The sequence below is a fragment of the Synergistaceae bacterium genome (genome assembly GCA_017450125.1).
Classification (GTDB): domain Bacteria; phylum Synergistota; class Synergistia; order Synergistales; family Aminobacteriaceae; genus JAFUXM01.
Genome location: JAFSWZ010000013.1, coordinates 1 through 26112, shown reverse-complemented (window position 1 = coordinate 26112; position 26112 = coordinate 1). Strand labels below are relative to the sequence as shown.

General features: G+C 55.2%; 25 protein-coding genes and 1 riboswitch. Of the genes, 12 read left to right on the top strand and 13 right to left on the bottom strand.

Annotated features, from left to right (window positions below):
* Positions 1-28: 28 nt before the first annotated feature.
* The 7 genes from IJT02_02005 to thiT form a co-directional block, all read right to left on the bottom strand.
* Positions 29-970 (bottom strand): UDP-N-acetylglucosamine--N-acetylmuramyl-(pentapeptide) pyrophosphoryl-undecaprenol N-acetylglucosamine transferase, encoded by a 942-nt coding sequence (locus IJT02_02005; protein ID MBQ7543699.1) that lies wholly within the window; start codon positions 968-970, stop codon positions 29-31.
* Entirely contained in the window at positions 967-2085 is a 1119-nt protein-coding gene (locus IJT02_02000; protein MBQ7543698.1) for a cell division protein FtsW, read from the bottom strand. The genes IJT02_02005 and IJT02_02000 overlap by 4 nt, the downstream gene beginning before the upstream one ends.
* On the bottom strand, positions 2073-3395 hold the full coding sequence (murD, locus tag IJT02_01995; protein ID MBQ7543697.1) for a UDP-N-acetylmuramoyl-L-alanine--D-glutamate ligase: 1323 nt from the start codon (positions 3393-3395) through the stop codon (positions 2073-2075). Before murD ends, IJT02_02000 begins: the two co-directional genes overlap by 13 nt.
* A gap of 99 nt (positions 3396-3494) precedes the next feature.
* On the bottom strand, positions 3495-4076 hold the full coding sequence (locus IJT02_01990) for an NAD(P)H-dependent oxidoreductase (GenBank protein ID MBQ7543696.1): 582 nt from the start codon (positions 4074-4076) through the stop codon (positions 3495-3497).
* A 12-nt stretch (positions 4077-4088) separates the two neighbouring features.
* Complete coding sequence (locus tag IJT02_01985; GenBank protein ID MBQ7543695.1) at positions 4089-4589, bottom strand: flavodoxin; 501 nt, start codon at positions 4587-4589, stop codon at positions 4089-4091.
* A gap of 43 nt (positions 4590-4632) precedes the next feature.
* Entirely contained in the window at positions 4633-5967 is a 1335-nt protein-coding gene (locus IJT02_01980) for a cobyrinate a,c-diamide synthase (GenBank protein ID MBQ7543694.1), read from the bottom strand.
* Entirely contained in the window at positions 5964-6485 is a 522-nt protein-coding gene (gene thiT, locus IJT02_01975) for an energy-coupled thiamine transporter ThiT (GenBank protein ID MBQ7543693.1), read from the bottom strand. The genes IJT02_01980 and thiT overlap by 4 nt, the downstream gene beginning before the upstream one ends.
* 39 nt (positions 6486-6524) lie before the next feature.
* Positions 6525-6630: riboswitch (TPP riboswitch) on the bottom strand.
* 80 nt (positions 6631-6710) lie between these two features.
* Here thiT and IJT02_01970 point away from each other — a divergent pair.
* From IJT02_01970 to ispG, 5 genes are all read left to right on the top strand, one after another.
* Positions 6711-8876, top strand: a complete 2166-nt coding sequence (locus IJT02_01970) for a carbohydrate-binding domain-containing protein (protein MBQ7543692.1) — start codon at positions 6711-6713, stop codon at positions 8874-8876.
* 68 nt (positions 8877-8944) lie between these two features.
* Positions 8945-10762 carry a cadmium-translocating P-type ATPase gene (gene cadA / locus IJT02_01965; GenBank protein ID MBQ7543691.1) on the top strand — a complete coding sequence of 606 codons (1818 nt, stop codon included), beginning with the start codon at positions 8945-8947 and terminating at the stop codon, positions 10760-10762.
* A gap of 21 nt (positions 10763-10783) precedes the next feature.
* Positions 10784-11971: a pyridoxal phosphate-dependent aminotransferase gene (locus IJT02_01960; protein MBQ7543690.1), complete on the top strand. Its 1188-nt coding sequence runs from the start codon at positions 10784-10786 to the stop codon at positions 11969-11971.
* 14 nt (positions 11972-11985) lie between these two features.
* Positions 11986-13029, top strand: coding sequence for an RIP metalloprotease RseP (gene rseP / locus IJT02_01955; protein ID MBQ7543689.1), 1044 nt, complete (start codon positions 11986-11988; stop codon positions 13027-13029).
* 4 nt (positions 13030-13033) lie between these two features.
* Positions 13034-14074 (top strand): (E)-4-hydroxy-3-methylbut-2-enyl-diphosphate synthase, encoded by a 1041-nt coding sequence (gene ispG / locus IJT02_01950; GenBank protein ID MBQ7543688.1) that lies wholly within the window; start codon positions 13034-13036, stop codon positions 14072-14074.
* A 36-nt stretch (positions 14075-14110) separates the two neighbouring features.
* Here the strand turns inward: ispG and mcrC are convergent, their stop codons facing one another.
* The 3 genes from mcrC to IJT02_01935 are packed head-to-tail and all read right to left on the bottom strand — an operon-like array spanning position 14111 to position 17123.
* Complete coding sequence (gene mcrC, locus IJT02_01945) at positions 14111-15136, bottom strand: 5-methylcytosine-specific restriction endonuclease system specificity protein McrC (protein MBQ7543687.1); 1026 nt, start codon at positions 15134-15136, stop codon at positions 14111-14113.
* Positions 15130-16563, bottom strand: a complete 1434-nt coding sequence (locus tag IJT02_01940; GenBank protein MBQ7543686.1) for an AAA family ATPase — start codon at positions 16561-16563, stop codon at positions 15130-15132. The genes mcrC and IJT02_01940 overlap by 7 nt, the downstream gene beginning before the upstream one ends.
* The gene (locus IJT02_01935) at positions 16533-17123 is read right to left on the bottom strand and encodes a sugar O-acetyltransferase (protein MBQ7543685.1); all 591 of its coding nucleotides are present in this window, start codon (positions 17121-17123) and stop codon (positions 16533-16535) included. Before IJT02_01935 ends, IJT02_01940 begins: the two co-directional genes overlap by 31 nt.
* A gap of 95 nt (positions 17124-17218) precedes the next feature.
* On the opposite strand from IJT02_01935, the gene IJT02_01930 reads away from it, so the two are divergent.
* From IJT02_01930 to coaD, 6 genes are read left to right on the top strand one after another with little or no spacing between them, the layout of a single operon-like run.
* Positions 17219-18583, top strand: a complete 1365-nt coding sequence (locus IJT02_01930; GenBank protein ID MBQ7543684.1) for a GntP family permease — start codon at positions 17219-17221, stop codon at positions 18581-18583.
* Positions 18584-18636: 53 nt separating this feature from the next.
* Positions 18637-20022, top strand: coding sequence for a phosphomannomutase/phosphoglucomutase (locus tag IJT02_01925; GenBank protein MBQ7543683.1), 1386 nt, complete (start codon positions 18637-18639; stop codon positions 20020-20022).
* Entirely contained in the window at positions 20010-20933 is a 924-nt protein-coding gene (trmB, locus tag IJT02_01920; GenBank protein ID MBQ7543682.1) for a tRNA (guanosine(46)-N7)-methyltransferase TrmB, read from the top strand. The genes IJT02_01925 and trmB overlap by 13 nt, the downstream gene beginning before the upstream one ends.
* Positions 20920-21402, top strand: coding sequence for an RsmD family RNA methyltransferase (locus tag IJT02_01915; protein ID MBQ7543681.1), 483 nt, complete (start codon positions 20920-20922; stop codon positions 21400-21402). Before trmB ends, IJT02_01915 begins: the two co-directional genes overlap by 14 nt.
* Positions 21403-21436: 34 nt before the next feature.
* Positions 21437-22771 carry an MATE family efflux transporter gene (locus tag IJT02_01910; GenBank protein MBQ7543680.1) on the top strand — a complete coding sequence of 445 codons (1335 nt, stop codon included), beginning with the start codon at positions 21437-21439 and terminating at the stop codon, positions 22769-22771.
* A complete protein-coding gene (coaD, locus tag IJT02_01905) occupies positions 22768-23274 on the top strand; it encodes a pantetheine-phosphate adenylyltransferase (protein MBQ7543679.1) in 507 nt (168 codons plus the stop codon). Before IJT02_01910 ends, coaD begins: the two co-directional genes overlap by 4 nt.
* Before the next feature lie 14 nt (positions 23275-23288).
* Here the strand turns inward: coaD and IJT02_01900 are convergent, their stop codons facing one another.
* The 3 genes from IJT02_01900 to IJT02_01890 all read right to left on the bottom strand — a co-directional run bounded on the left by IJT02_01900 (position 23289) and on the right by IJT02_01890 (position 25223).
* Positions 23289-23909 (bottom strand): hypothetical protein, encoded by a 621-nt coding sequence (locus IJT02_01900; GenBank protein MBQ7543678.1) that lies wholly within the window; start codon positions 23907-23909, stop codon positions 23289-23291.
* Between the two features lie 317 nt (positions 23910-24226).
* Positions 24227-24763, bottom strand: coding sequence for a hypothetical protein (locus IJT02_01895; protein MBQ7543677.1), 537 nt, complete (start codon positions 24761-24763; stop codon positions 24227-24229).
* A 52-nt stretch (positions 24764-24815) separates the two neighbouring features.
* Entirely contained in the window at positions 24816-25223 is a 408-nt protein-coding gene (locus IJT02_01890) for a PaaI family thioesterase (GenBank protein ID MBQ7543676.1), read from the bottom strand.
* A 133-nt stretch (positions 25224-25356) separates the two neighbouring features.
* Here IJT02_01890 and IJT02_01885 point away from each other — a divergent pair.
* The coding region (locus tag IJT02_01885) for a Glu/Leu/Phe/Val dehydrogenase (protein MBQ7543675.1) at positions 25357-26112 on the top strand (756 nt) is incomplete at its 3' end.

Below are 26112 nucleotides of genomic sequence, written 5' to 3'. Positions count from 1 at the left end.
CATTTATTTATGGGATGGCAATAGAATATCACATGTCTGCTATTATTCCTGCTAGTTTTTCGGGGTTGTCGGCCTCGCTGAACGTGCGCGCATTCTTCGCGAGCTTCACGAACTCGAGGGCGTTCTTCTGCTGGTGGTTGTCCATCGCACCGGGCCAGGGGATTGAGATTGTCGGTAGCTCCCACTTCAGGGCTTCAGCGAGCGTCGAACCTCCCGCCCTGCACACGAGGACATCACACGCCGAGTAAAACGGGTTCATGTCCCACTGTGAGGGGATGTAGTGTGCGTTGCCGTCGTCCTTCCTCTCCTTCGACGACAAGAACACAAACTCGTACCCCCCGCAGAGTGCAGCTGTCTCCTTGAGCTTCTCGCTGAGAGGCCCGCTCCCCAAAGATCCGCCAGCAATTCCGACAACCTTGCTCCCCGCAGGAAGGTCGAGCCCGAGTCTCCTCAACGCTTCTTCACGCGGAAGCCTCACGGGTTCGCGCACAGGTATTCCGACGTAACGGAAATTCTTTATCCCCTCGCAGACAGGCCAGCCCGTGTGAATCTCTGCTCCCATCCTCGAAGCAAGACGTGTAACCTTCCCCGCTACGGTGTTCTGTTCGTGGAGAGTTACGGGAATCCCCCTGAGCTTTGCGGCAATCAGCGGCGCGAACGAGATATATCCTCCGAACAGGTACACAGCATCGAACGTCTTTACGTGTCGGAACGCAATCACGATCGACTTCACGACATCAGCAATCCGGCCAAGAATCTTCAGCGGAGACTTCGTGCCCAGAGGAGACCCCGCCAGAGGCAGGCACATCGGAGAGATGCCTTCCGCGCCGTAAATCGTTCTCTCTAGCTCGCGCGAACCGCACATCCATTCCACAGAGTCGCCCTCTGCCTGAAGACTTTTCCCGAAAACTATTGCCGGGAAAATATGCCCGCCTGTTCCTCCTGCCGCTATAAGTACCTTCCTGCTCAACTCGTTTTCCCCTTTCCGGCTGTCCTGCTCTCCGCCTTTATCCGCAGCAGCACTCCGACTTTTGCCCACATAAACAGCATCGCACTCCCTCCCGAACTGATGAACGGCATCGGTATTCCCGTCAGCGGCATCAGCTTCGTTACACCCGCAACGTTCACGAACATAGGAAACACTACCGAAGCCGCAAGTCCCAGCGCAAGGCACTTCGTGAAAGGAGTCTTCGCGTCCCTGTAGATGTAGTATGCCCGCCACGTCCACACAGCATACAGCGAAACAAGGAACATTGTCCCGACAAGCCCGAACTCCTCGCCGATTGCCGGGAAAATGTAGTCAGTGTCAGACTCGGGCAGATAACGGTTCTCCTGAAGTCCTTTGCCGATTCCCACGCCGGTAACGCTGCCGTTCGCGAAAGCTACTAGACCCTGTATTATCTGGAAACCTGCATTGCTCGGGTCAGACCACGGATCCCAGAAGGCAGTAAACCTCCTCATTCTGTACGGCGCAATCAGTATCAGGAAGACGACTGCGACAGCTCCCATCATTATGCCCATAGCCGGATACTTCCAGCCTCTGCGCTCAATGTGCATGACGAAACATATTGCGGCAATGATTATTGTACTGCCCAAGTTCGGCTGCATTAATAGAAGCCCGGCGTTGATGAGGGAAATCATCAGCGTCGGGGTAATGAACGCGTGAAAGTCCTTGCGCTCGTTCACCACGTCGTCGTCAGTGAGCCTCTTTGCCATCAGAACGGGGACGGCAAACAGCATCAGTTCTACGGGCTGAAACCTGAAGCCGGGAAGCGCAATCCATCTTCTTGCGCCGTTGACCTCTATTCCGATGCCGGGAATTATTGTGAGTATCAGCAGAATAATCGCCACAACGAAAATCTTGAAGCTGTGCTTTCTGAGCGTCGATGTCGGGAGACGCAGCATCATCACCATCACCGTGAAGCCCAAGCTGATGAACTGAAACTGTTTCAGCGGCCCCATGTAGGGATTTCCCCCAGCGAAACTGTTCCTCAGCGAGAGGGACGAAATCATCACGAGCCCGCACCCGCTCAGGATGAGGGGGATAATTACCTCGAGGGAGATTAGTGCGGCTACGATTTCCATTTTTCGCGGACTATCCGGCAGAAGTGCTCGCCTCTTGCCTTGTAGCTCGGGTACATGTCCCAGCTGGTACACGCAGGAGACAGCAGCACAACCATTCCCGGACTTGCGAGGGACTGCGAGACGTTGACGGCATCTTCCATCGTCTGGACACGTCGGAAATTCGTGAAGCCCGAAGCCTCAAGTGCACTCTGAATCTTCCCTGCTTCCGTGCCGATAAGCACAGCCGCATCACATTCTGCCTTCACTGCCTCAGCAAGAGGAGCGTAGTCCTCGCCCTTGCCCTGACCTCCGAGAATTATCACCTTGCGGCCCTTGATGCTCTTCATCGCCGTAACTGTTGCCGCTACGTTCGTGCCCTTGCTGTCGTCAATGTACTGCACTCCGTCAATCGTTCCTGCGTCCTCGCACCTGTGCGGAAGGGGGCGGAAACCTTCAAGCAGATATTTCGGGTCTCCCTTAACGCCGAGAAGGTGAACTGCACAGAGGGACATTGCGACGTTCTCGAGGTTGTGTGAGCCGATTAATGTCGTGTCCGTGTACTTGAAGAGCGGGAATGTCTCATCGTTGAGGGTTAAGACTGCTTCATCATCCTTCATGAAGATGTGTCCGCCGGTTTTGTGTTCGGGCTCTTGCGTCCAGCTTAACACTATGATTTTCCCCGAAGGCTTAAGCGCGTCAAAATCCCTGTCCTGAATTATCCCCCAGCCTTCACGGAGCTTTAAGACGTTGTTCTTGGCCTCAACGTATGCTTCATAGCTTCCGTGCCAATCGATGTGGTCGGGGGCAAGGTTAGTGATGATTGAGACCTTCGAGCGGAGATTACGTGTTGCGCGGGCGAGCTGGAAGCTGGAGAGTTCGAGGACTACCGCGTCAAAATCTTCCTGCGTGAACTTGGCCGAAGCCGTCCCGAGATTGCCGCCTGTTCCTGCCTTGAGGCCTGCGCGGTTCAGGATGTGGCCGATGAGTGAAGTTACTGTGCTCTTGCCGTTGCTCCCTGTAACGCACACAAGGTTGCTCGTGCGGATGTGTGGAAGCACGTAATCAAGTTCTCCCGTCATCGGAAAGTTCCTGCGTTCTGCCTCGCGGAGAATCTCTGACTGCGGGGGAATGCCTGAGCTGATTAGTATTCCGTCCGTCTCGAAAACTTTATCGCTGTGCCCTTCCTCGTAAGCTATATTGTTCTGCGTGAAGAGGGCTTTAACCGTTTCGGGTATTGCTTTCTGCTCGGAGACCAGCACTTCTTCCCCGAGACTGCGTGCAAGCAGAGCCAGACCCTGCCCGCTTACTCCTGCTCCTATGACTGCGAGCATAAATACTTCCTCCTGTGTCTGTTGATTGTCAGAATATTATACGCGCAAAAAAAGCCCCGCTCCCTTTTTGGTGAGAGCAGGGCAGTCGTTTCCCCTGTCCTAGAAGCCTAAGCCCTTGAGCCAGCCGTCTACTGTGCGTTCAACACCAGCACCGCCGCTCTGCGCCGTCGCTCCCCTGACCGCAAGAGGCTTCGCTATCGTCGCACCCTTCATCGTGCGCTTCAGCGTGCTTTCCGTCCTTCCCGCCGCACTGCCTTCGTGAGTGCAGAACGGGTAAACCTTCTTCCCTGCCCAGTCGTGAGCCTCGATGAATGTGTACATGCACATCGGAATATCTCCCCACCACACAGGATACCCGAAAAATATCGTGTCGTACTCGCTGATGTCTTTGTCCGCGAGAATTGCAGGGCGTGCGTTGGCGTTCTGCTCCTTCTTGGCCACGTCAATGCACGTCTCGTAGTCCGCAGGGTACTTCTTCGCCGGAGCTACCTCGAACGTCTCAGAGCCCGTCTTCTCCGCTATCATCTGCGCGAGCTTCATTGTGTTGCCGACGGTGATATAGCCCACGCTGTAGTTCTCGTCAGCGCGCGAAAAGATGATGACGAGAGACTTTGCTTCGGCGGCAAACGACGCACTGATTACCGCCACAACTATTAACATTCCCAGAAATATTTTGCGCATGATTACTCCTCCTTACTCTACCCAGCCCTGAATCGCAGGCTTCGACTTCGACGCATCCGCACCGTGAATCGCCAGCCCCTTCTTCACGTCAGCTCCGGCACACGCCTTCTTGAGGTCTGACTCGCTGTGCCCCATTCCGCTGCCTTCGTGCGTGCAGAAGGGTTTGACCGTCTTGCCCGCCCAGTTCTGGCTCTCGATGAACGTGAAAACGCACATCGGGCATGTTCCCCACCAGTTGGGATAGCCCAAGTACACCACGTCATAGCCTGAAATGTCGGGAAGTGATTTCACGGCGGGACGTGCTTTCGCTCTCTGCTCAGCCTGAGCTTCCTTGATGCACTCGTTGTAGTCCAGTGCGTAGGGTTTCGCGGGCTCAAGCCGGAACATCTCTGCTCCTGTGAGCTCACTGATGAACTCTGCGGCTATCTCGGTGTTGCCTTTCGCGAGGTTCACTATTGAGCCGTTGACGTAGTTGTTGCCCTCGCGGGAAAAGTATACGATTACTGCTGACATGAATTGCGTTCTCCTTTCTCTGGATATGCGTTAGTATACCTGATTAAACACTGCTTAAAGTCAACGAGTCGAGGAATCTTTCAGCAAGTCCCGCATTCCCGAAGAAGTTGACGTGAAGGTACGAGGCGAGAATGTTATCCTTAGCGTACCCTCCGGCGTGTGAAGTGTTCGTGTTACGCCGCGTGAGGCTGAACGCGCAGGTCTCTGGGGGAAACTCAACGCGCGAGTAGTGGAACTCATGCCCCCGAATCACCGTGCCTTCCACGCACAGAATGTTATCACGCAGTGCCCGCGCCTCCATGTACCCGAGAACTGCCCGCCCCGTCATCTCTGCCCTTAACGGAATAACCCCCGCCATCGGCCAAGACCTGCCGTCTGTGTCAGTGAGTTCGCGGCAGAGGTACATCATCCCTCCGCACTCAGCGAGAACGGGACGTGTGTTGCGCCTGACGCTGGCGAGCATCGGGGCATTGCACGACAATGTCTCGGCGAACATCTCGGGGTAACCTCCGCAGAAGATATAGCCGTCAGCATCGGGGAGCGCGTCGTCATTCAGCGGCGAGAAGTACACGAGCTCTGCCCCCAGCTCCTCGAGGACTGCGAGGCTCTCGGGGTACGTAAACGAGAACGCCTCGTCCATCGCGATTCCGATTAGAGGTAACCTTACTCCCTGCCCCCTATCCTTAGACAGGCGAGGGGGAAAGTCCCGCCCTGTCAGGGGAGGTGTGCTTGCGGCGATACTCAGCAGTGCGTCAACGTCAATCCCTTCGTCGACAGCAGCTCTCAGTCTCTCGAGGTTCTCCCCTCTGTGTTCGAGCGCGAGGCCAAGATGACGCTTAGGGACAGCAAGCCCGTCGTTCCTCCTCAACGCACCGAAGCACTTGATGCCCTTCTCCCTCAGTGCATCAGCGATAATCCGTCCGTGATAGTCCGAACCTATGTTGTTCAGAATCACTCCCGCAAAATCTATCTCCCTGTCATACTCCCTGAAGCCCAGAGCAGCAGCAGCTACAGATTCCCCCGCAGACTTCGCGTCCACAACAAGCACAACGGGAGCTCCAAGCAGTTTCGCGATTTCCGCAGTGCTGTTCGTGCCCCCGTCGTAGAGACCCATTGCTCCTTCAATCACCGCGATGTCATGACCGCGTGAAGTCTTAGCGAAAAGCTCCCTCACATTCTCACTGCTCATCAGCCAGTTGTCGAGGTTGTACGCCTCACAGCCTCCGGCAGAACGCAGATACTGCGGGTCAATGTAGTCCGGGCCGGTCTTGTACGCGCAGACCTTGAGGCCGCGTTTTCTGAGTGAAGCGAGCAGTCCGCAGGCTATCGTGGTTTTCCCGCAGTGGCTGGACGTTCCGGCAACAATTATCCTGCTCAATCGACAACAGGAAGATCGCGCTCAAGGACTTTCCACATGAACATTGCGACAATTCCCGAGAGAATATACTTTGCTCCGAGTATCGGTGCGTTGTACAGGATGGAGTAGACCCACGGGTTCTGCCCCTCAGGTGCGTACTGCGCAAAGAATATCGCGCCGGAAATTACGCTGCACGTTATCTGTCCCAACGCCGCCAGAAGAATGCTCAGCACTCTGGGGTGGAACGCCGCAAGTCCGACGCACATATACGCCAGAGGGTAATCCAGCGCGACCTGCATAACGTTGAGGAAGTAACCGCCGAGCACAATTTTTATGAGGCCGGTGAGGAAGCCTATCTGCAGCCCCCACTTCAGCCCGCGCCTGTACGTGAAGAGCAGAAGGGGAATGAGTTCGAAGTCAACGGAACCGCCCTGAGGCATCGAGAAAATGTTTATTTTCTCGAGGACGATGCAGAGAGCTATGCACAAAGCTCCCTCGATCATTACAGCAATGCTTTTGTGTCTGACGCTTGTAGGCATGATGAGAAATGTTCCTCCAAATGCAAGAATTTACACGTTCGGAGGAAATTATGTGCTCCCTGCGGCGGCATTACCCGTATCAGGTTCAAAGGGTCGGTGCAGAATTTCACACCCTCTCAGCAAAAAAGCTCCCCCGAAATGTGATAATACATTATACAGCGATACCGATAATGTTATTGTGTTAGAATTTAGCAATCGCAAATTTTCACAGGAGGTATGTTCAGTATGAAGAAGTATTCGGTTTGGTTGTGCGTAATGCTGGCGGCTATGCTGGTGCTCTCGTCTGGCGGATGCAACGACGATGACGACGACAACACACAGCAGAGCGTTGTGCCATCGGGGAAGGTTATGCTCATAAGCTCGCCCGTCCTCAAAAAGGGAGAAAGCTATAACCTCTACAGAGGCAACAGTGTCGGTGTGCGCAACTGGGACACCAGCGGGAACAGTGATTATAATCCCACATACTACGTTGCTCCGATTGAGGGCGGCGAAAACGTAGTCGTCAATCTCGAGTTTGCTGAGTCGATAAGCGGGGACGACCAGCCGTTCTTGATCACCACCAGCAACGATAACGGCGACGAAGTGGCAGTGTTCTTCTGGAATCCCAATGGTGATGGTACTCAGGATCTCAGCACTGACTTCGGGAACGTACAGAGGTACGGCGGAAAGACACAGCAGCTCAGCTACAACGGGCTTACTGTTGTCGCCACGTCGGTGGATGTTGACGACACGGACGCGGTAACCATCGTGCTCAACGGAACTTCCGCGACAATCGACGACGAGGCTGTCCCTTCATTCAACCTTGTGTGGCACGCAGACCCACAGCACCCGGCAGAATACTGGACGGAAGGCATCGACGGCACAGAAGAGCTTGATGAGAGTGATTATGAGAACGAGATTGACGACCTCAGCGGCGTGTACATTGCGCACGACATACGCTACACGTCGAACACTCTCGAGTTCAGCACCTCGCAGACTGCCACGAAGGACGAGGACACCGAATATGTTGTGTACTACGATGCTTCGTCGGAAGCCGTGAGAGAAGCGATAGCCGCGCTCGGCGATGATTACGGCGAGGCCTACAGCACGGACAAATACATTTTCGCGACCCTGCCGATGCAGAACGGAATGCAGGGAGCTCCCGGCGGCCAGGAAGGTCAGGGAGGTCAGGGAGGTCCCGGCGGTCAGGGCGGCCCGGCCAGAAATGCGGCCGCGTCGGACATTGCTTCGTTCTCGACTATGACTCACTCAGCGGAAGAGGCCTACAACAACCCCGTTCTTCACATCACCGAAGCCGGAACGTACAAGCTCAAAGGTACGTGGAACGGCCAGATATGGATCGAGGTCGGCGCGAAGTCCCAGCATCAGGTCGCGCTTATCCTCGACAGCGTGGACGTAACCTGCACGGCCGGGCCTGCGCTCGTGTTCTACAAGGTCTACAAGTGGGCGGAAGACAACGGCTATGACGACCAGACGACGCTCGCGGCCAATGACCTCTGGAAGAATCTCAGCGCAAAGATGCTCAGCACAGACGGGTATTACGATGTCGGTGCAATCGTGAGCATCGCTGACGGAACAACCAATACCTTCACCGGCGCGAACACCTACAGGCTGCTTGAGCTTTGCCCGAAACTCGACGATGACACAGATCTTCCGAAGTACGATGCAAGCCAGATCGGGAGCAACATCTCGGCCCAGGAGAAGATGTACAAGCTCGACGGAGCATTCCACTCGCGCAGGACTATGGTCATCGGCGGAGGCACGGCAGGCACGGGCAAGCTCACAATCACGTCAACAACCTGCGAGGGGCTCGACTCGGAGATGCACCTGCTGATTGACGGCGGAGTTATCAGCGTTACAGCACCTGATGACGGCATCAACGTGAATGAAGATTACGTGTCTGTGTTCACGATGGACAGCGGAACTCTGACGGTGAGCTCGACAGGCGGCGACGGCATCGACTCCAACGGCTGGGTTGCAATAAACGGCGGAACACTGAACATCTCTGCGGGCAGCCAGAAGGAGAACTCAGCGGGCGAGGCAGGAATCGACGCGGAGAACGGAACGTACATCTCCGACAGCGCGACGTACAACTGGAGCCAGGCCGGCACGCAGAACGGCGGTGCAGGCGGCGACGGTGTCGGACAAGACCCCGATGAAGACGGCGACGAAGAGCAAGAGGACAGCAACACCACCACAGACGATACCACAGATTCCTACGGCGTAAGGTCTCCGATAGTCATCCAGGACAGCGACGGAAATACCTTGATGTCGATAGTCTTTTCAGGTGTCAGCAAGGATGTCGATACCGAAGGCGCACGCACAATTCCGAGCACGGGAGATGTGTTCATCCTCCAGCACAGGGTCAACGACTTTTCTGGTGTCAAGTAACAAGTCGTATTTTGCGGGAAGCTCTCTGAAGTTCAGGGGGCTTCTCTTGTTTTAGGGAGGGAATATTCATGAATGAACATGCGAGCAAGCTGCTCAGAATCATTGCGGCGTGCGTGGTCTTGGCCTGCGGCTTGCTTTTTCCGCAGTGGAAGCTGTACCTGTTCCTGAGTGCGTACGTTATCGCGGGGTATGACGTTCTGCTCGAGGCTCTGGAGGGCATACGCAAGCGCGAAATCTTCGACGAATGCTTCCTGATGGCGATCGCTACGATAGGCGCGCTTGTGCTCGGCGAATACCTTGAAGCCTGCGCAGTAATGATACTCTACCAGACCGGCGAACTCTTCCAGGACTACGCTTCTGACAGGAGCAGGAAGAGCATCACCGCACTGATGGACATACGCCCCGACTACGCGAACGTCGAGCATGAAGGCCGCGTTGAACGCGCTGAGCCTAAAGATGTTCCGGCGGGAAGCGTAATTCTGGTGAAGCCTGGCGAGAAGATTCCGATTGACGGTGTGATAGTTGAGGGACATTCTGCGGTTGACGCGCGGGCATTAACGGGAGAGAGCGTCCCTGTCGACAAAGCAGAGGGCGACGAAGTCTTGAGCGGCTGTGTGAACATGACCGGCGTTCTAAGGGTACGGACAACGAGAGACTTTCAGGACTCCGCTGTCTCGAAGATACTTGACCTCGTGGAGAACGCAGAGTCCCGCAAAGCTAAGGCCGAGAACTTCATCACGCGTTTCGCCAAAGTCTACACTCCTGCTGTGTGCGCGTCTGCCCTGCTGCTCGTAATCGTGCCCTCACTCTTCAGCCCTAAGGACTTCACGCTGTGGCTGTACAGGGCATTGACGTTCCTCGTGATTTCGTGCCCGTGTGCTCTGGTGATAGGGATTCCTCTGACGTTCTTCGCGGCACTCGGCGGAGCAGGAAGAGCGGGGATTCTCGTGAAGGGCTCAAACTTCCTCGAGGGGCTGGCTAAGACTTCATGCGTAGTGTTCGACAAGACGGGGACGCTGACGCGCGGGGTGTTCGAGGTTGTTGCTGTCCACCCGGACATCAGGAGCGAAGAAGAACTCCTGCACTTGGCGGCACACGTGGAGAGGTACTCGGTTCACCCTGCGGCGGATGCTCTGAGACGTGCTTACCCGAACGAGTCGGACTCGTGCGTCGTTGAGGAGGCAGAAGAGCTTGCGGGCTTAGGAGTACGTGCGCGCGTGAACGGCGAGACTGTCTGCGTCGGGAACTCGAAGCTGATGGAGAAAGCCGGTGCAGAGTGGCATCCGTGCTCGAGGTCTTCAGGGACTGTAATTCATGTCGCGATTGACGGGGTCTACGCCGGGCACGTGGTAATCTCCGACGTTGTGAAAGATTCCTCGCGCGAAGCTGTGAACGCACTCAGGGCAGAGGGCATCACGCGAATCGCAATGCTGACCGGCGACACGAAGGCGAGTGCTGAGGCAGCAGGTTCGGCTGTAGGGATTGACGAGGTTTATGCGGAGCTGCTTCCTGCGGACAAAGTAGCACACGTCGAAGCTATGGGGAACGATGTCGTGTTTGTCGGCGACGGGATTAATGATGCTCCTGTTCTTGCGCGGGCTGGTGTCGGTGTTGCGATGGGAGCTCTGGGGAGTGATGCGGCGATTGAGGCGGCTGATGTCGTGCTCATGAACGATGACCCGCTGAAGGTTGCGGAGGCGGTCAGGATTTCGCGGAAATGTATGCGCATCGTCAGAGAGAACATAGCGTTCACGGTCGGCGTGAAGGTTCTGTGCATGGTGCTCGGAGCTCTCGGAATGGCCGGAATGTGGGCGGCAGTCTTCGCGGATGTCGGAGTGATGGTGCTTGCGGTGATGAATGCCCTGCGGGCTATGCTACAATCTTGACATCAAGGAGGAATATCATCAATGGCTTACGATTTCACGACAACACATAAACGTTTTCACACCGGCTCGGGCAAATGGGACACGCTCACGAAGTACGGCGTAAAGGAGTCAGAGGACATAATACCGTTCTCCGTAGCAGATATGGAGTTCGTTACCGCGCCGGAGATTGTCGAAGCCCTCAAGCGCGAGCTGGACACCTCGATAATGGGTTACGCCAACCCTACGGACGGATACCTTGAGGCAGTGTGCGGGTGGTTATCTTCACGCCACAACTGGGAGGCACGTCCTGAATGGATGCTGAGCACTCACGGGATAGTAGACGCGTTCTTTGAGGCCGTGAGAGTGTACACGAAGGAAGGCGACGGCGTGATGCTGACGACTCCAGTTTATCACCCGATGTACATGGCGGTGAGGGATAACAGGCGGACGCTCGTCGAGTCGCCGATGATTTACACGGGAACGCGCTACGAGATAGACTTTGAGGACTTCGAGCGCAAGGCTTCTGACCCGAACACAAAGATGTTTCTTCTGTGCAGTCCTCATAACCCCGTCGGCAGAGTCTGGACGCGCAAGGAACTCGAGCGCATCGCGGAAATATGCCTGAAACACGGCGTGCTTGTTCTCTCCGACGAGATACACTGTGATTTGCTGATGCCCGGCCAAGTCCACACGGTCTTTGCGTCAATCAGCGAAGAAGCCGCGAACAACTGCATTGTGTGCACAGCTCCGAGCAAGACCTTCAACATTGCTGGCCTCCAGACATCAAGCGTCTTCATCCCAAACGCAGAACTACGCGCGAGGTACTTTGCGGCTCTGAAGCTCCACAACCCTAACCCGAAGTGCAACATTCTGGGTTACCGTGCTGCTGAGGCAGCGTACAGGGAGTGCGGTGAATGGCTCGACGAGTGCCTGAAGGTCATCGACGCGAACAGAGGAATCATCGCTGAGTTCATGGCGCGTGAGTTTCCGCAGGTGAAGGTGTGCGAGCTTGAGGGGACGTATCTTCTGTGGCTGAACCTCAACGGCTTCGGGCTGGACTTCCGGGAGGTTGAGAGGATTAACCACGAGGAAGCGCGCCTGTTCTTCGACGAAGGGTATGTGTTCGGGAAGGCTGGCGAGGGGTTCGAGAGGTGGAACATTGCTTGTCCGACAAGATATATTCATGAGGCACTAGAGAGGTTCAAGGGAGCATACAGGAAACATATTTAGCAGGAGGAAAGTACATGTTATCGTTAATAGCATTCGTCATAGTCATAGCCGTCTGCGTCGTAGTTCATGAGTACGGCCACTACATCACCGCCCGTCTTCTCGGCGTTCAGGTTCACGAGTTCGCATTCGGGATGGGGCCGGCAATTCTTCAGCGCAAAGACCGTAAGAACATGCTGTGGTCGCTGAGAATTTTCCCCGTCGGAGGTTTCTGCCGTCTCGCGGGAATGAACGAGGAAGAAGACGGCGAGAACGTCATTCCCGGAATGGGCTTCAACGAACAGCCCGCGTGGAAGAGGTTTCTGATTCTCCTCAACGGTTCGGCATTCAACATTCTGCTTGCTGTGGTGCTGATGGCGTTATTCCTCTGGGGAAACGGCATCCTTGACATGAACAGCACGCGCATCGGTGAAATCATGCCCGGCTTCCCCAGCGAACAGGCAGGCCTCAAGGTCGGAGACGAAGTCCTCGCGGTCAACGGCCACAACGCGGCCAAGTGGCGCGAGATGTCCGAGCTCATCCGCACGGAAGGCGCGAAGTCCCCCGAACTCACCTTGACAGTCCGTCGCGGAGAAGAAACTATCACACTCACCGTCAACGTCCCCAACAACGAGGAGTACGGCCGTCCTATGCTGGGAGTTTCGCCGTCGTTGACGCGATACACGTTCCTTCAGGCCTGCAGGTCTTCGCTCTCTTACACCTACAGGATGAGCAGGATGATGCTTCAGGGAATCGCCGAGTTCGTTCTTGGCCGGCAGGAAGCTGAAGTTACCGGGCCTGTGGGAATCGCCTCGATGTCCGGCAAAGCCATGCGCTCCGGCTTCTGGGACTTCCTGACGTTCATAGCCATCATCGCCCTCAATCTCGGAATACTTAACCTCTTCCCGATACCTGCCCTCGACGGCGGAAGGATTCTCTTCACGCTCCTAGAAATCATCACGCGCAGAAGGCTTCCCGAGAAGATAGAGGAATGGATTCACACGGCGGGTTTTGTGGTGTTAATCTCACTCATGATTCTCATCACCTGCAAAGATGTCTACAACATTTTCCTGACACACTAACGCCATGAACAGCAAACGACAAGTTACGATTAACGGCCTGACAATAGGCGGCGATGCTCCCGTGAGAGTAGAGAGCATGTTGAAGGTTTCTCTGGATAAGCGCGATGAATGCACGGCGCAGTGCGAGAGGCTTCTTGCCTGCGGGTGCGAGATGGCTAGAGCTGCCTTGCCGGACAAGAAGTTTGCGGATGACTTGAAGCATCTCGTCGAACACACGAAGCTTACAATAATGGCGGACATACACTTTGACCCCGCGCTGGCGATTCTGGCGATGGAGGCCGGATGCCGAGCAATCCGCATTAATCCCGGCAACATGCCGCTTGACCGCCTCAACGACGTAATCACGACCGCAAAGAATCTCGGTGTAGTAATCAGGATCGGCGCGAACGGAGGCAGCATCTCGGGAATGCAGTTAGCCCAAGCCGGAGGAGACAGACCGCGCGCGCTGTTCCTTGCTGTGTGCGAACAGGCGGAGCTTCTGCTGCGTTCGGGCTTCACTGACATGATTCTTTCGGCCAAGTCGTCGAGCGTTCCCGAGTGCGTCCGAGCAAACGAGCTCATCGCGGAGAAGTATCCTGAATTTCCCATGCACATCGGCCTTACTGAGGCAGGGCCGGGCGACGGCGGAATCGTCAAGGGCAGTGCGTGTATCTCTGCTCTGCTGATGAAGGGCATCGGCGACACTCTGAGAGTCTCCCTCACCGACGAACCTGAACGTGAGGTGCGCGTGGGCTACGAGATTCTGAAGGCCTTAGAGCTTCGGACAAGGGGCGTGAACCTCATTTCCTGCCCGACGTGCGGAAGACGGCGCGCTGATGTCATGAGGCTCGTGAAAATCGTTGAACCGTTATTGGCGAATCTTCCTGACGGGACTTCGGTTGCGGTTATGGGGTGCGAGGTCAACGGCCCTAAGGAAGCGAGACATGCACAGTTCGGGATTGCCGGTACGCCGGGAGGAGCTGTGCTGTTCAGGGAAGGGAAACCGGCAGGAGAATACTCGTTCAGCGAGCTTGAAACAGTCTTGCCGGAGTTCCTGAAAGTGTGAAGCGTAGCCTCCCTCGCTAACGGGGGAGGTCGTTTTTTAGCACAGTAACTTTTCTGCTATGTCGTTGAGCTGCTCGCGAATCATCTCGAAGTCCCCGCTCAAATCCAGAGTACGCACGCTGATTCTGCTGCCGCTCATGCTGTATTCGTGCGGAGAAATACCTTCCTCGTCGGTCTTGGCGTACAGGAGCATTCCCGAGACTTCGTGAGAAGCAGCGGACAGTGCGGCGTTCTTGACGTAGGTGAATATCTGGTAAAGGTTGCCGGAATGGAACTTGCGTGTCCCGAAGTTCATCGCAGTCGCGTGTGAATAGCATTTAGCGTCGATGATGAGCATCTTGTCCCCGTGTGTCAGCGTTACGTCCGTCCGCATAATCGGGAGCATGTCCCTGAAATCATCGTCAACCTGCCACTCTACGTGCGGAGAACTTGGCCGAAGCTGCGGAAACTCTTTGCGGAAATACTCCAGAATAAACTTCTCGTAGAGACCCGGCAGATTGCGTTCATCGAGAAAATCCATCATCCTCATCGTCCCGTCCGACTGTGTCTGCAGAAGCCCATTGACCGTCAGGTAGCACACCGCAAGCATCATCCTGTAGGTCTGGTTGTTCCTGTTGTAGCGGAAGTTCCAGTCCACCGTCCGCAGATTCACGAGCTCCACTCCGCTGAAGAACTGCAGAAGCCCGCGAAGTTCCTTCTTCCTCGAGCGCGAAATGTCCGCCTTCATCAGCATAACCGCAACGGACTTGATGACTCTGTTCATGCAGGAGTTCACGGAGAAATCATCGTACGTGCAGACCATTTGCCGCCGCAGAACCGAACGCGTCTTCACTGAGGCCGACACGTCAATCTTCCCGCGCAGCGTCGACAACGCTTCCGTGTCAGGAAGGTACTCCCGGCCAAGACCCCGCTTTATCTGCGAGCTTATTCCACGCGCAAGAATGGCCGCAAAAAGTTCCGCCGTGTTCCCGAACTCCTCAGCACCAAGATTCTTGAAGCCCTGCTCGTTAAGGACGCTGAAGGCATAAGCCAGCATGTAGTAGATGTTCTGTACCTTTACCACTTCAGAGCATCCCTCAGCCTGCCGCTCCACTCCTCAACCTTGCGCGGATCGTCGAACCAGTATTCACGCAGCAGAGGAATAATCTCGTACTCAACTATCCCTGACAGTCTTTCGTCGCTAAGCTCTCCGGGAGTTATGCCGCAGAAATAGCTGTGCCCTACGCAGAAGCCTTCGCCCAGCGATTCGTCCTCCGCAATCGCCCCATTGAGCTCCTCAACGCAGCGTATCAGTGCGTCGAACTTCGGGCTGTTCAGCGATGTCCTGTACTTGGTGAAGCCCTCTGACGAGAAGCCCGGCCTGAGGTCGAAGAACGCAAAACGCCTCCTCAGCGCGTAATCCAGCAACGCGAGGCTTCGGTCTGCAGTGTTCATCATGCCGATGATGTAGACGTTCTCCGGCACAAAGAACAGCTCGTCGGAGTAGAGCAGCTGAAGTTTGTTGTATTCGCCGCGCTTATCGCTCTCGAGGAGCATGAACAGTTCGCCGAAAATCTTGCTCAGGTTTCCCCTGTTTATCTCGTCGATGATGAAGAAGTAATCGTTGTCGCCGTCATCCTCTGCCCTCTTGCAGAAGTTGTAGAAGACTCCCTTCTTGAGCTCAAAGCCTTTCTCTGACGGCCGGAAGCCCATAATGAAATCTTCGTAGGAATAGCTCTGATGGAACTGAATCATCATGACGCGCGAAATGTCCTTCACGCCCATCATCGAATACGCGAGACGTTTTGCGAGGTAGGTTTTGCCCACGCCCGGAGCACCCTGAAGGATGATGTTCTTCTTGGTGTGCAGTAAACCTGTCAGCGTGCCGTAAGCCTCTCTGCTGATGTACACCTGCTGCAGGAAGTCGTCCTCCGTGTACGCGGGATAGTCTATCTCGGGGGTGTCTTCATCATCGTCATCGCCGTCATCCGTGCCGAAAAGTGAAGCTATATTTCTGACCTTGCCAGTGTAGTTGGTGATGTCGGTCAGAGTTTTCGTCGGGTTTCCCTCGTCGGTCTCCTTGTCGCATGTGTGAGTCCATTCCACTTTGCGGATATTCGGATAGCCGTCGTTCTTGCTGTTGTCAAACTCGTAATCCCCTCTGACGATTCCTCTGCCGACAATTCCATAGTGTCCGCGTTTTGCGAAGATAACATCACCCGGCTTCAGTTCATGCACGAACTGCCACAGACAAAGCGAAACATCCCTGAATGAAGAAGGGCTGTCGGGGAAGACTTCACGGAGCTTTGCGCGCATCTCTTCCCTGTTTGAGTAGCTGCGGAGGTCTCCGAGCTGCGGCCAGCCTATGCCTATCACGCCGCGATCGTGGAAATCCTCCCACATATGCGCTCCCTGCCCGGCTGCGCACAGCCAGTAATGCACCGTCTGAACATCCGCATCACCGAGAGCGTTTCCGCCGTCTATTGCTCTATCTGTCTGATCACTCTGCATGGTACACCTGCCGCAAAACTGTTCGCCGGAATATCCCTTGTTACTACGCTTCCTGCACCGATTACGCACCCGTCCCCGATGGTTACACCGCCGGTTACCGTAACGCTCCCCGCAATCCAGCAGTTGTTCCCGATCGTTATGGGCTTGGCCGCCTCGAGCATCACTGCCGAACCGTCCTCCATGATTCTCGGATTCCTCTCTTGCCAGCGCATCGGGTGAGTTGGCGTGAGCAGGGAAACATTCGTGCCAATCAGGACGTTATCTCCTATCTTCACCGGGCACACGTCAAGTACCGTGAAGTTGAAGTTTGCGTAGAAGCCTTTGCCGATGTAGGTATTGACTCCGTAGTCGAAGTATATCGGCCCTTGAAGGTAGAAGTAGTCGTCGAACGTGCAGTTTGGCAGGAGCTCGCGAAGTAGGGAGTACCGTGCCGCCTCGTCAGTGTCGTGCAGTCGGTTATAGTCCGCGCACAGACGGTGTGCCTTCGTCCTGAGGGTGTACAGCTCATCATCAGCAGGGTTGTACAGTTCGCCGAGAATCATCTTCTCGCGTTCAGTCATTAATTCTTCACACGCCTTTGCATAAGTATTAGGGTATAATTCTAGCATTTATCCATTCACAATCTATCTCACTCCCGAAAGGAGAATTTATAGCAATGGTACAAGGTTCTATGCTAGTAGTTATTCTTGTCGTTGCAATAGTGCTGATGGTGCTCCTCATCTCAAAGATGAAGTTCCATCCGTTCGTTGCTCTGTTCGCCGTAGCTCTGGCTATGGGGCTTGCTGTAGGGATGGCTCCCGCAAAAGTCCTCGACACAATCCTTAACGGTTTCGGCGGGACGTGCAGGGGCATCGGCATCGTAATCCTGCTCGGCACTATCATCGGCGCAATGCTCGAGAAGTCCGGCGCGGCTTTCACGATGGCTGACTCGGTGCTCAAGGTCGTCGGTGAAAAGCGTCCTGCCCTCGCGATGAGCTTAATCGGCTGGGTGGTCTCAATCCCTGTGTTCTGCGACTCCGGCTTCGTAATCCTGTCGTCCCTCAACAAGTCATTAGCCCGTCGTTCGCACGTAAGGCTGTCTGTGATGGCTATTGCTCTGTCGACGGGACTTTACGCGACACACACTCTTGTTCCTCCGACACCCGGCCCGATTGCCGCCGCGAATGAGCTTCATGCAGATCTGGGAATGGTCATCATGTGGGGTATCGTGGTCTCCATCGTGTCGGTGATTGCGGGCTACGTTTATGCGTTAATCGCCGGGCCGAAGCTCCCCGTGCCGTTCGACGAGCAGGACGGAGTCGGCGAGTCCTACGAGGAACTGAAGGCCAAGTACGGGACTCTTCCTTCAGCGTTCAAGTCGTTTGCTCCCATCCTGATACCGTTAATCCTGATTGCGTTCAGCTCGTTCATCAGCTACCCGTCAACCTTAGCGAAAATCGGCGGCAAAGAGTCAACCCTCTTCATCGTCAGCAACTTCTTGGGCAATCCTGTTATTGCTCTGTCAATCGGAGTTGTGCTGTGCTTCTTCCTTGCTCCGTTCACTGAGGAAGTAACCAACGGCTGGATAGGCGAAGGCGTAAAAGACGGCGCGAACATCATAATGATTACGGCGGCTGGCGGCGGTCTCGGTGCAGTTATCGCGGCATCTGGTGTCGGAAACTACATCGGCGAGGCGTTATCCAGCTACAACTTCGGAATCTTCCTGCCGTTCATCATTGCGGCGGCACTCAAGACTGCGCAGGGCTCATCGACTGTCGCAATCGTAACCACAGCGCAGATTATTGCTCCGATGCTCGGTTCTCTGGGGCTCGGTGCTCCGATGGGTGCTGTGCTCGCTACGCTGGCTATAGGTTCGGGCGCAATGGTCGTGTCCCACGCTAACGACTCGTACTTCTGGGTTGTTACGCAGTTCAGTGATATGGATCTGAACACTGCGTATAAGGCTCAGACGATGGCAACACTGATTCAGGGTATCGTTGCGGTTCTGGCAATCTACGGAATTTCACTCTACATGCTTTAACAATCTTTGAAGGAGGTATGAGGGGGCTGAAACACGCTCCCTCTTTTGCTGTTATGACTAACATACCAAGATATATTTTCCGTGAATACGACATACGAGGCACGGCCGATACCGACCTCGCGGACGAAACAGTGAAGGCAATCGGCCAGGCATACGGTACGTGGCTGATTCGGAACGGAGTAACAGGAAGCGTCTCCATCGGAGGAGATGCCCGGCTCTCAACCCCGCGCATCAAGGCCGCAATGACCGACGGCATAACGTCAACAGGCCTCAACGTTATTGATGTGGGACTGCTTACCACACCAATGCTATACTGGAGCTTGATACGCTTCGGGCTCGACGGCGGCGTAATGATTACCGGCTCTCACAACCCGAGCGACATGAACGGAGTGAAGCTGTGTTACGGGCACGGCACGCTGTGGGGCGAGGAAGTCCAGCTGATCCGCCAGATAGCAGAGTCCGGGAACTTCGAGCACGGGCAGGGCAAAACCTCTCAGGCACACATTGATGATGAGTACCTGAAAATGTTAGTGTCCCACTTTATCCTTCCGTTCAGCAGGAAGTTCAAGGTAGTTGTGGACTCCGGCAACGGTGCGGCAGGCCCGACGGCGCGAAGATACTTCGAGATGCTGGGCTGTGAAGTGATTTCGCTGTTCGACGAGCCGGACGGACATTTCCCGAACCATCACCCTGACCCGCAGAAGCGCGAAAACCTCCAGGCCGTAATAGAGAGAGTGCGCGCAGAGAAAGCAGATGTGGGCTTCGCGTATGACGGCGACGCTGACAGAATCGGAGTTGTTGACGACAAAGGAGAAGTGATTTTCGGGGACAGGTTAATGGCGTTGTACTGGCGCGAGATTCTCCGTGAACACCCGAAAGCTGATGTTCTCGTCGAGCCGAAATGCAGCATGGTTCTTCCCGAGACAGCCGAAAAGTTCGGAGGAAAACCATTCTTCTGGAAGTCCGGCCACTCCGTAATCAAAGCAAAGATGCGCGAGATGGGCTCACTCTTTGCGGGCGAATACTCGGGGCACATGTTCTTTGCTGATGAGTTCTTCGGGCACGATGATGCGTTCTATGCCTCAGGAAGGTTGCTGCGCATTCTCTCTGATGAAAACACTTCGCTTTCACGGCTGATGATGTCGATACCGCTCTACCCGTCTACGGAAGAAATCCGCGTTGCCTGCCCGGACGAGACGAAGTTCCAGATTGTGGAGAAGATTGCGGCGAAGGCAAAGGCAGAACACGAAGCCAGCGACATTGACGGCGTGAGGATACTCTACCCTGACGGCTGGGGGTTAATCCGCGCGTCGAACACACAGCCGGTTGTTGTTGTGAGGTGCGAAGGCAGGAATCAGGAAGCCCTTGAACGCATAATGCAGGACGTTAAAGCCCGTGTGCTCGCCGAAGGACTGCCCGACTTCACATGGACATTCTAGCTGCGACAACCAACGCAAAGCCCCAGTACGGAGTTATTCTCACGTCTCCTGCACTTCCTCTCGAGACGGCGGAACACACGCAGTTAGAGATAGGCTTTGGGAACGGAGAATACACGGTGCAGTACGCGGAGGCACACCCTGATGTGATGTTCTACGGCGTGGAGATCTCGCAGGCCTGCGTCCTGAAGTGCGCTCGTCGGGCGGCGGGGCTCTCCAACCTCCGCATCCTCAACACGGATGCGCGCTACATGCTCCGTGAACTTTTCCGTGATGAGTCGCTCGAGCACATAATCATGCAGTTTCCGTGCCCGTGGAGCAGCAACGGTCAGGCTCACAGGCGCGTAACAGCTAAGGACTTCTCCGACGGGCTCGCGGCTGTGCTTAAGGTCGGCGGGCAGTTCGAGATGCTCACGGACGACGAGCCTTACTCCCTAGAGGTCAGGGAAGTTCTGGGGCAGCACCGGGCACTTGGCCTGACATCGTACGAGGTGAACCCTTCACGCACAATCACGACTAAGTACGAGCGCAAGTGGCTTGATGAGGGCAAGGACATCTACCGGCTTTTGTTCACGAAGACGGAGAAATTTACGGTTGAGAGGCGGGTAACAGACGAGATGCACATCAAGATTGCAGGAAGAGTAACACCGCAAAGCATGGCTTCACTGCGCAACGCTGAGGGCAAACGCGACAAAGCCTTCTGGAAGTTCGGGCGGTCATTCACTGACGGAGAATCGTACTTGCTGGAGACACTGACCAGCGATGACGAGTTCGGGCAGAAGTTCTACATCCACGCTGCGCCCCGCGACGAAGGCTCATTAATCCGTCTCGACAAGACTGCGGATGCGTTCCTGACTCCTGCGGTGCGTTACGCTCTTGCTGACGCGGCGGAAAGGCTCAATGAAGGACGTTAGGCCGACGAGCGGACGTGTGCTCTCTGCGCTGTTCAGCATACTCGGAGAGAGAGTTAGCGGAGCGAGGTTTCTGGACATGTTCGCGGGGACGGGCAGGGTTGGCCTCGAGGCACTGAGCAGGGGAGCAGATTCGTGCGTGTTCATCGAGAGTGTGAGGGCACGTGCTGATGAGCTCAGGAAGAAGGCAGGTGATAGCCTCGTGCTCTCTCTCGAGGTCAGGCGTGCGGTCTCGTGGCTCGTGAAACGTGAGATGACGTTCAGCTTGGTGTTTGCTGACCCGCCGTACTGTTCGGGATGGTGCGAGGCTCTCCCTGCTGTCCCGGGCATTGCGGCTCTGCTCGCTGAAGATGCGGTGTTCGTTGTTGAACACTCCGTGCGTGAGAAGATGGACAAAGCTCCGGGCTTCGAGATTTTTTCCGCGCGGGAATACGGCGAAACATGCTTAACTTTCCTGCGCAGACTGATATAATCCCACCTACAACCTTGAAAGGATACGTGATAATTTGCAGCCCCAATCCGTAGCAAGGCAGGCAATCAGCAACATAATTCCCGCAATAGTCGTGGAAATCATGATGCTGATCTACAACCTCGCCGACGCGTTCTTCATTGCCCGCACCAATGACCCCTTGCAGCTCGCCGCAGTCTCAATTGCCGCGCCAGTGTTCCTCGTCCTTATCGCGATGGGAATAATCTTCATGGCCGGAGCAATGTCCTTCATCTCGCGTTCTCTCGGAGCAGGGCAGGAAGACCGCGCGAACAGCATCGCTTCCTTCTGCGTGTGGGGAAGCCTAGCGTTCGGTACGGTGATGGCTGTGGTGTTCATGTTCTTCATCGAGAAGATACTACGCGCAATCGGAGCAAGTCCCGAGACCTTCAGGATGGCGCACAGTTATTTGTCCATCGTGATAGCCGCCGCTCCGTTCGTGCTGTTCTCGATGGCGTGCGGAGGAATTATGCGGGCAGAGAGGCACGCCGCAGGAGCAATGTTCGGGCAGATTTTCGGCAACATGCTCAACGTCGTCCTCGACCCGATAATGATTCTGTGGTTCGGCTGGGGCATAACCGGCGCGGCCATAGCTACGACCGTGAGCATAATCATCGGCGCGATGTATTACGCCGGATATTTCCTGCTCGGCAAGTCATCAATCAGCATACACATCAGGCACTTCAAGGTGAGGGAGGGTATAGCGTGGGGAGTTCTGGCGATAGGTATTCCGTCATGCCTTGACCTGTGGCTGATGAGCATTGCGCAGATTCTCATGAACTCGCTGATGTCGGCTTACGGTGATATGTCAGTCGCCGCCGCAGGAGTAATGATGAGGATTGACCAGATTACAGGTCTTTTCGCGATGGGCACAGGGCAGGGAATACAGCCTCTTCTCGGTTTCTGCGTCGGAGCTGAGGACTGGGACAGGTACAAGGCGTTCCTGAAGTTCGCGCTGAAGTTTGCCCTGTCGCTGAGTTTGGCGATGATTGCCCTGTGCTACGTCTTCACGACGAATATAGTTGCGGTCTTCCTGAGAGAGCCTGAGGCCTTCGGGTACGCGGTGAAGTTCCTGCGGATAAAGCTGTCGAGCAGCATATTCTTCGCGCTGTTCATCATCCTCATCAACGCACTGCAGGCGATGGGAGCGGGTAAGGCCTCTCTGATTCTGAGCGTCTGCCGTCAGGGAGTGCTGTACATGCCGCTGCTGTTCCTGATGAACCGCTGGGCTGGAGTGTACGGGCTTGTGTGGGCACTGCCTATCGCTGAGATGCTGTCGTTGCTGCAGACAGTAACTGTGTATGGAAAGATAATCTTCAACCCCAAACATTTCGTGAAGGAGGAGAGGCCGTGAAGAGCATAGCGGTATACCCGGGCTCGTTTGACCCGATAACGAACGGGCACATCTGCATTGCGGAACGTGCGGCGGCAGTGTTCGACGAAGTGATAGTGAGCGTACTGGTTAATGAGCGCAAGACAGGTGCATTCAGCATTGAGGAGAGGTGCGGGATGGCACGGGAGGCACTCTCTCACGTGAAGAACATCACGGTAGACAGCTTCAACGGGCTTCTTGTGGACTACGTGAGGCAGAAGGAAGCTGGGGTGATAATCAGGGGGCTTCGTGCGATGAGCGACTTCGAGTACGAGTTCCAGATGGCACTGATGAACAGGCAGCTTGCGCCGGAGATTGAGACGTTCTTCATCGTTACTGACCCGAAATACTCCTACGTGTCGAGCTCGAGCATCAGGGAGATCTTCCACTTTGGCGGGACGGTGAAGGATGTTGTCCCGCGTGTGGTGTACGAGAAGCTGAGGAAGCGTTACCCTGCCGCAGAAGGCCTGAAAGCAGGGCAGTAACTTTCCGCTGATTCCTACTTTCCTGCTGCTTCATCAAGCTCCGAGAGCTGGAAGTCTCCCTCTTTTTCGTTCTCCTCAAGCTCGAGAATCTTGGGCTCTACCTTCTTCCAGTCCTCCCATGCCTTCGGGCGTATCCTCTTGAAGCTCAGTTCCTGCCCGTTAATCACGAAGCCTATGCGCGCAATCACCGGCCGTGCTCCGTACTTGAAGGGCAGGTCATGCCAGAACGTTACGCGAATCCAGAACGTCTCGAGGATGTCGCGCGGGGTGCCGTTGGTCTCGATGTCCGCGATGTAGCCCCACGGCTTGCTGTTGCGCCAGCTGAACTTGTTAGTTCTTGTGTCGAACCCGTCCCGTACGTCGAGCTGAAGGGGCGTGTCCTTGTCGGACTTCACCATGAACACGGAGAATATTCCCTCGTCAGGCTCTGCGGCTTCGTCCTGAGAGGCAGGCTTGGCCTCAGGGTTCGTCCTGAACGTCCCCACGTAAATTATTCTCAGTCCGTCGGCGGTCTTCATGTCGACGATGTTGCCCAGAGAGTCGCGCTTGATGTCGGGGCTGACTGCTTCGTCGTCGGCGAAAGCACACCCTGACATCACCAGCACCGCCAGCATTGCAGCTAAAAACTTCTTCATGATAACTTGGATTCCTCCTGAAAAGATTACTGTGATAACTCAGTATATTATAATAGCTGCTGCCGTTCCTGACCGTCCAGCTCTACAAGAACGTCAAGCCCCTCAGCTGGCTCGAGTACCTGTTCTATCCGGGACAACTCTTCAGGCCATAAGCCACAGCCCGACCATGCACACAACCGCCCCTACAACCTGCACGTACGCGATGACGCTTCCGGCCAAGTACGTGATGATTAACGTCCCGAAGGAGTCAGAGCGAAATTATAGCGCACAAAAAAGGACTTCCCCGCTTGAGGGAAGCCCTTGCTCTCTGTTGTGTCTTACCGCTCGCACGGAGCGATTGCGTCCTCCGCTGACATCCCCTTGAAGATTACATCAAGGATGCCGGGCGCGTACCTCTCGAACATCATCGCCGGAATCACGATGCTTCCCCTCACGATCTCCCTCGAAGGAAGCTGTCCGTCGCAGTCCACGAAGATCTTGTAGCGGACTTCCCCGTCCCTCATGTCGAGCTCGAAGTTCCCGTTCCTCAGCCCGTAGTTTGCGCGGCACACGAACTCAGCAAGGCCGTTCATCACGCGCGGGTCATCAGAATCACCGTTTATCGGCGAGATCGCGTATACCGTGTACGAGTCATCACGCACAGGCAAGAAGTAGTTTACGTGCTTCATCTTTCCGCCGATGTTCACTCCGAAACGGAAGATACCCTTCTCGTCGTCGAAGTCAAATTTCCAGTCGTCATCAATCAGGAAACCGCGTATTTCGTCCACTATGTCCTGAGAATAATTCTCATCCGCCCTAGCCGTCCCGGCCATCACCAGCAACACCAGCACACTGCAAAGAATCAATGCGGTCATTCTATGAAGATCCTCCTGTCGAAAAAAATTTCCCGTATTATACAACAAGTTCTCAATCATAGATATTCAGGAACACAAATTTGAATCGGCAGAGGTCTTCGTCTTTCTCGTTAGTTATTCCTGCGTCGATGTAGAATATCCTCCGCCCCGCTTTGCGTACTTTCGCCGTACATATCAACTTCTGGGCATCTCTTGAACCCCTCAGGTAGTCTACGTGTGCGTTGACCGTTACTCCGTTGCCTCCCGCACTCAGGAACGCAATCGCCGCAGTATCGTCCGCCATCGTGAACAGGACTCCGCCGTAAGGAATCCCGTACGGGTTGAAGTGGAACTCCTGAAGGTCGAGCTCGCTCACTGCCACTCCGTCCTCTACCTTCACGAAGCTGAAACCGGTCTTGCTCTCGATGTCATTGCGCAGAACAGATAATGCCTTGCTCTTGTCCTGAATATCCGTACTCATTGCTGATACCTCCGTGAAATTTTGTACACGTGAATTATACGCATAATTTGACAAATCGGGAATGTGCCTGTAAAATTTCCCCCCGTTACAAATATTGCGAATTGACAGACAATTTGAAGTTGAAGGTGTTAGCATGATTGATGAAGCAACGGGAAGAAGAAGATCCAACAACCTCATCCTTGACACTGCGCTCCGTGATTTCTACAGCGCGGCGGACGAGATGCATCTCAGCGAAGGACTCATCCAGATTCTGAGCTACCCTGAGAGGAGAGTAGACGTTTCTGTGCCTGTGGAGATGGACGACGGCACGGTGAAAGTGTTTCAGGGGTTCAGGGTGCAGCACTCGACAGCGTTAGGGCCGTCGAAGGGCGGTATACGTTACGCGCTTGACGTTACAGGCCAAGAGTGCGAAGGCCTCGCGATGCTGATGACGTGGAAGTGCTCTCTTGCGGGAATACCTTACGGCGGCGGCAAGGGCGGAATCTGCTGCGACCCGACTCATATGTCGCGCAAGGAGAAGGAGCGTATGTCCCGTACGTTCGGTGCACGTATCGCACCCATCATCGGAAGGTGGAGCGACGTTCCCGCGCCCGACATGTACACCGGCGGCCAGGAAATGGTCTGGATCATGGACACGATCTGCAAGATGCTCGGACACTTTGAGCCCGCAATGCTCACCGGCAAGCCCATCGACTACTGGGGAGCAATGGGCAGGACTGAGGCAACAGGAAGAGGACTTGCGGCGTGTGCGTTCGAGCTGATGAAGATCAAGGGAATTGACCCGACGAAGATGCGCGCAGTGGTTCAGGGCTTCGGCAACGTCGGAAGCTACGCGGCCAAGATAATGAACGATGCAGGCGTGAAGATCGTAGCAATCAGCGACACGACC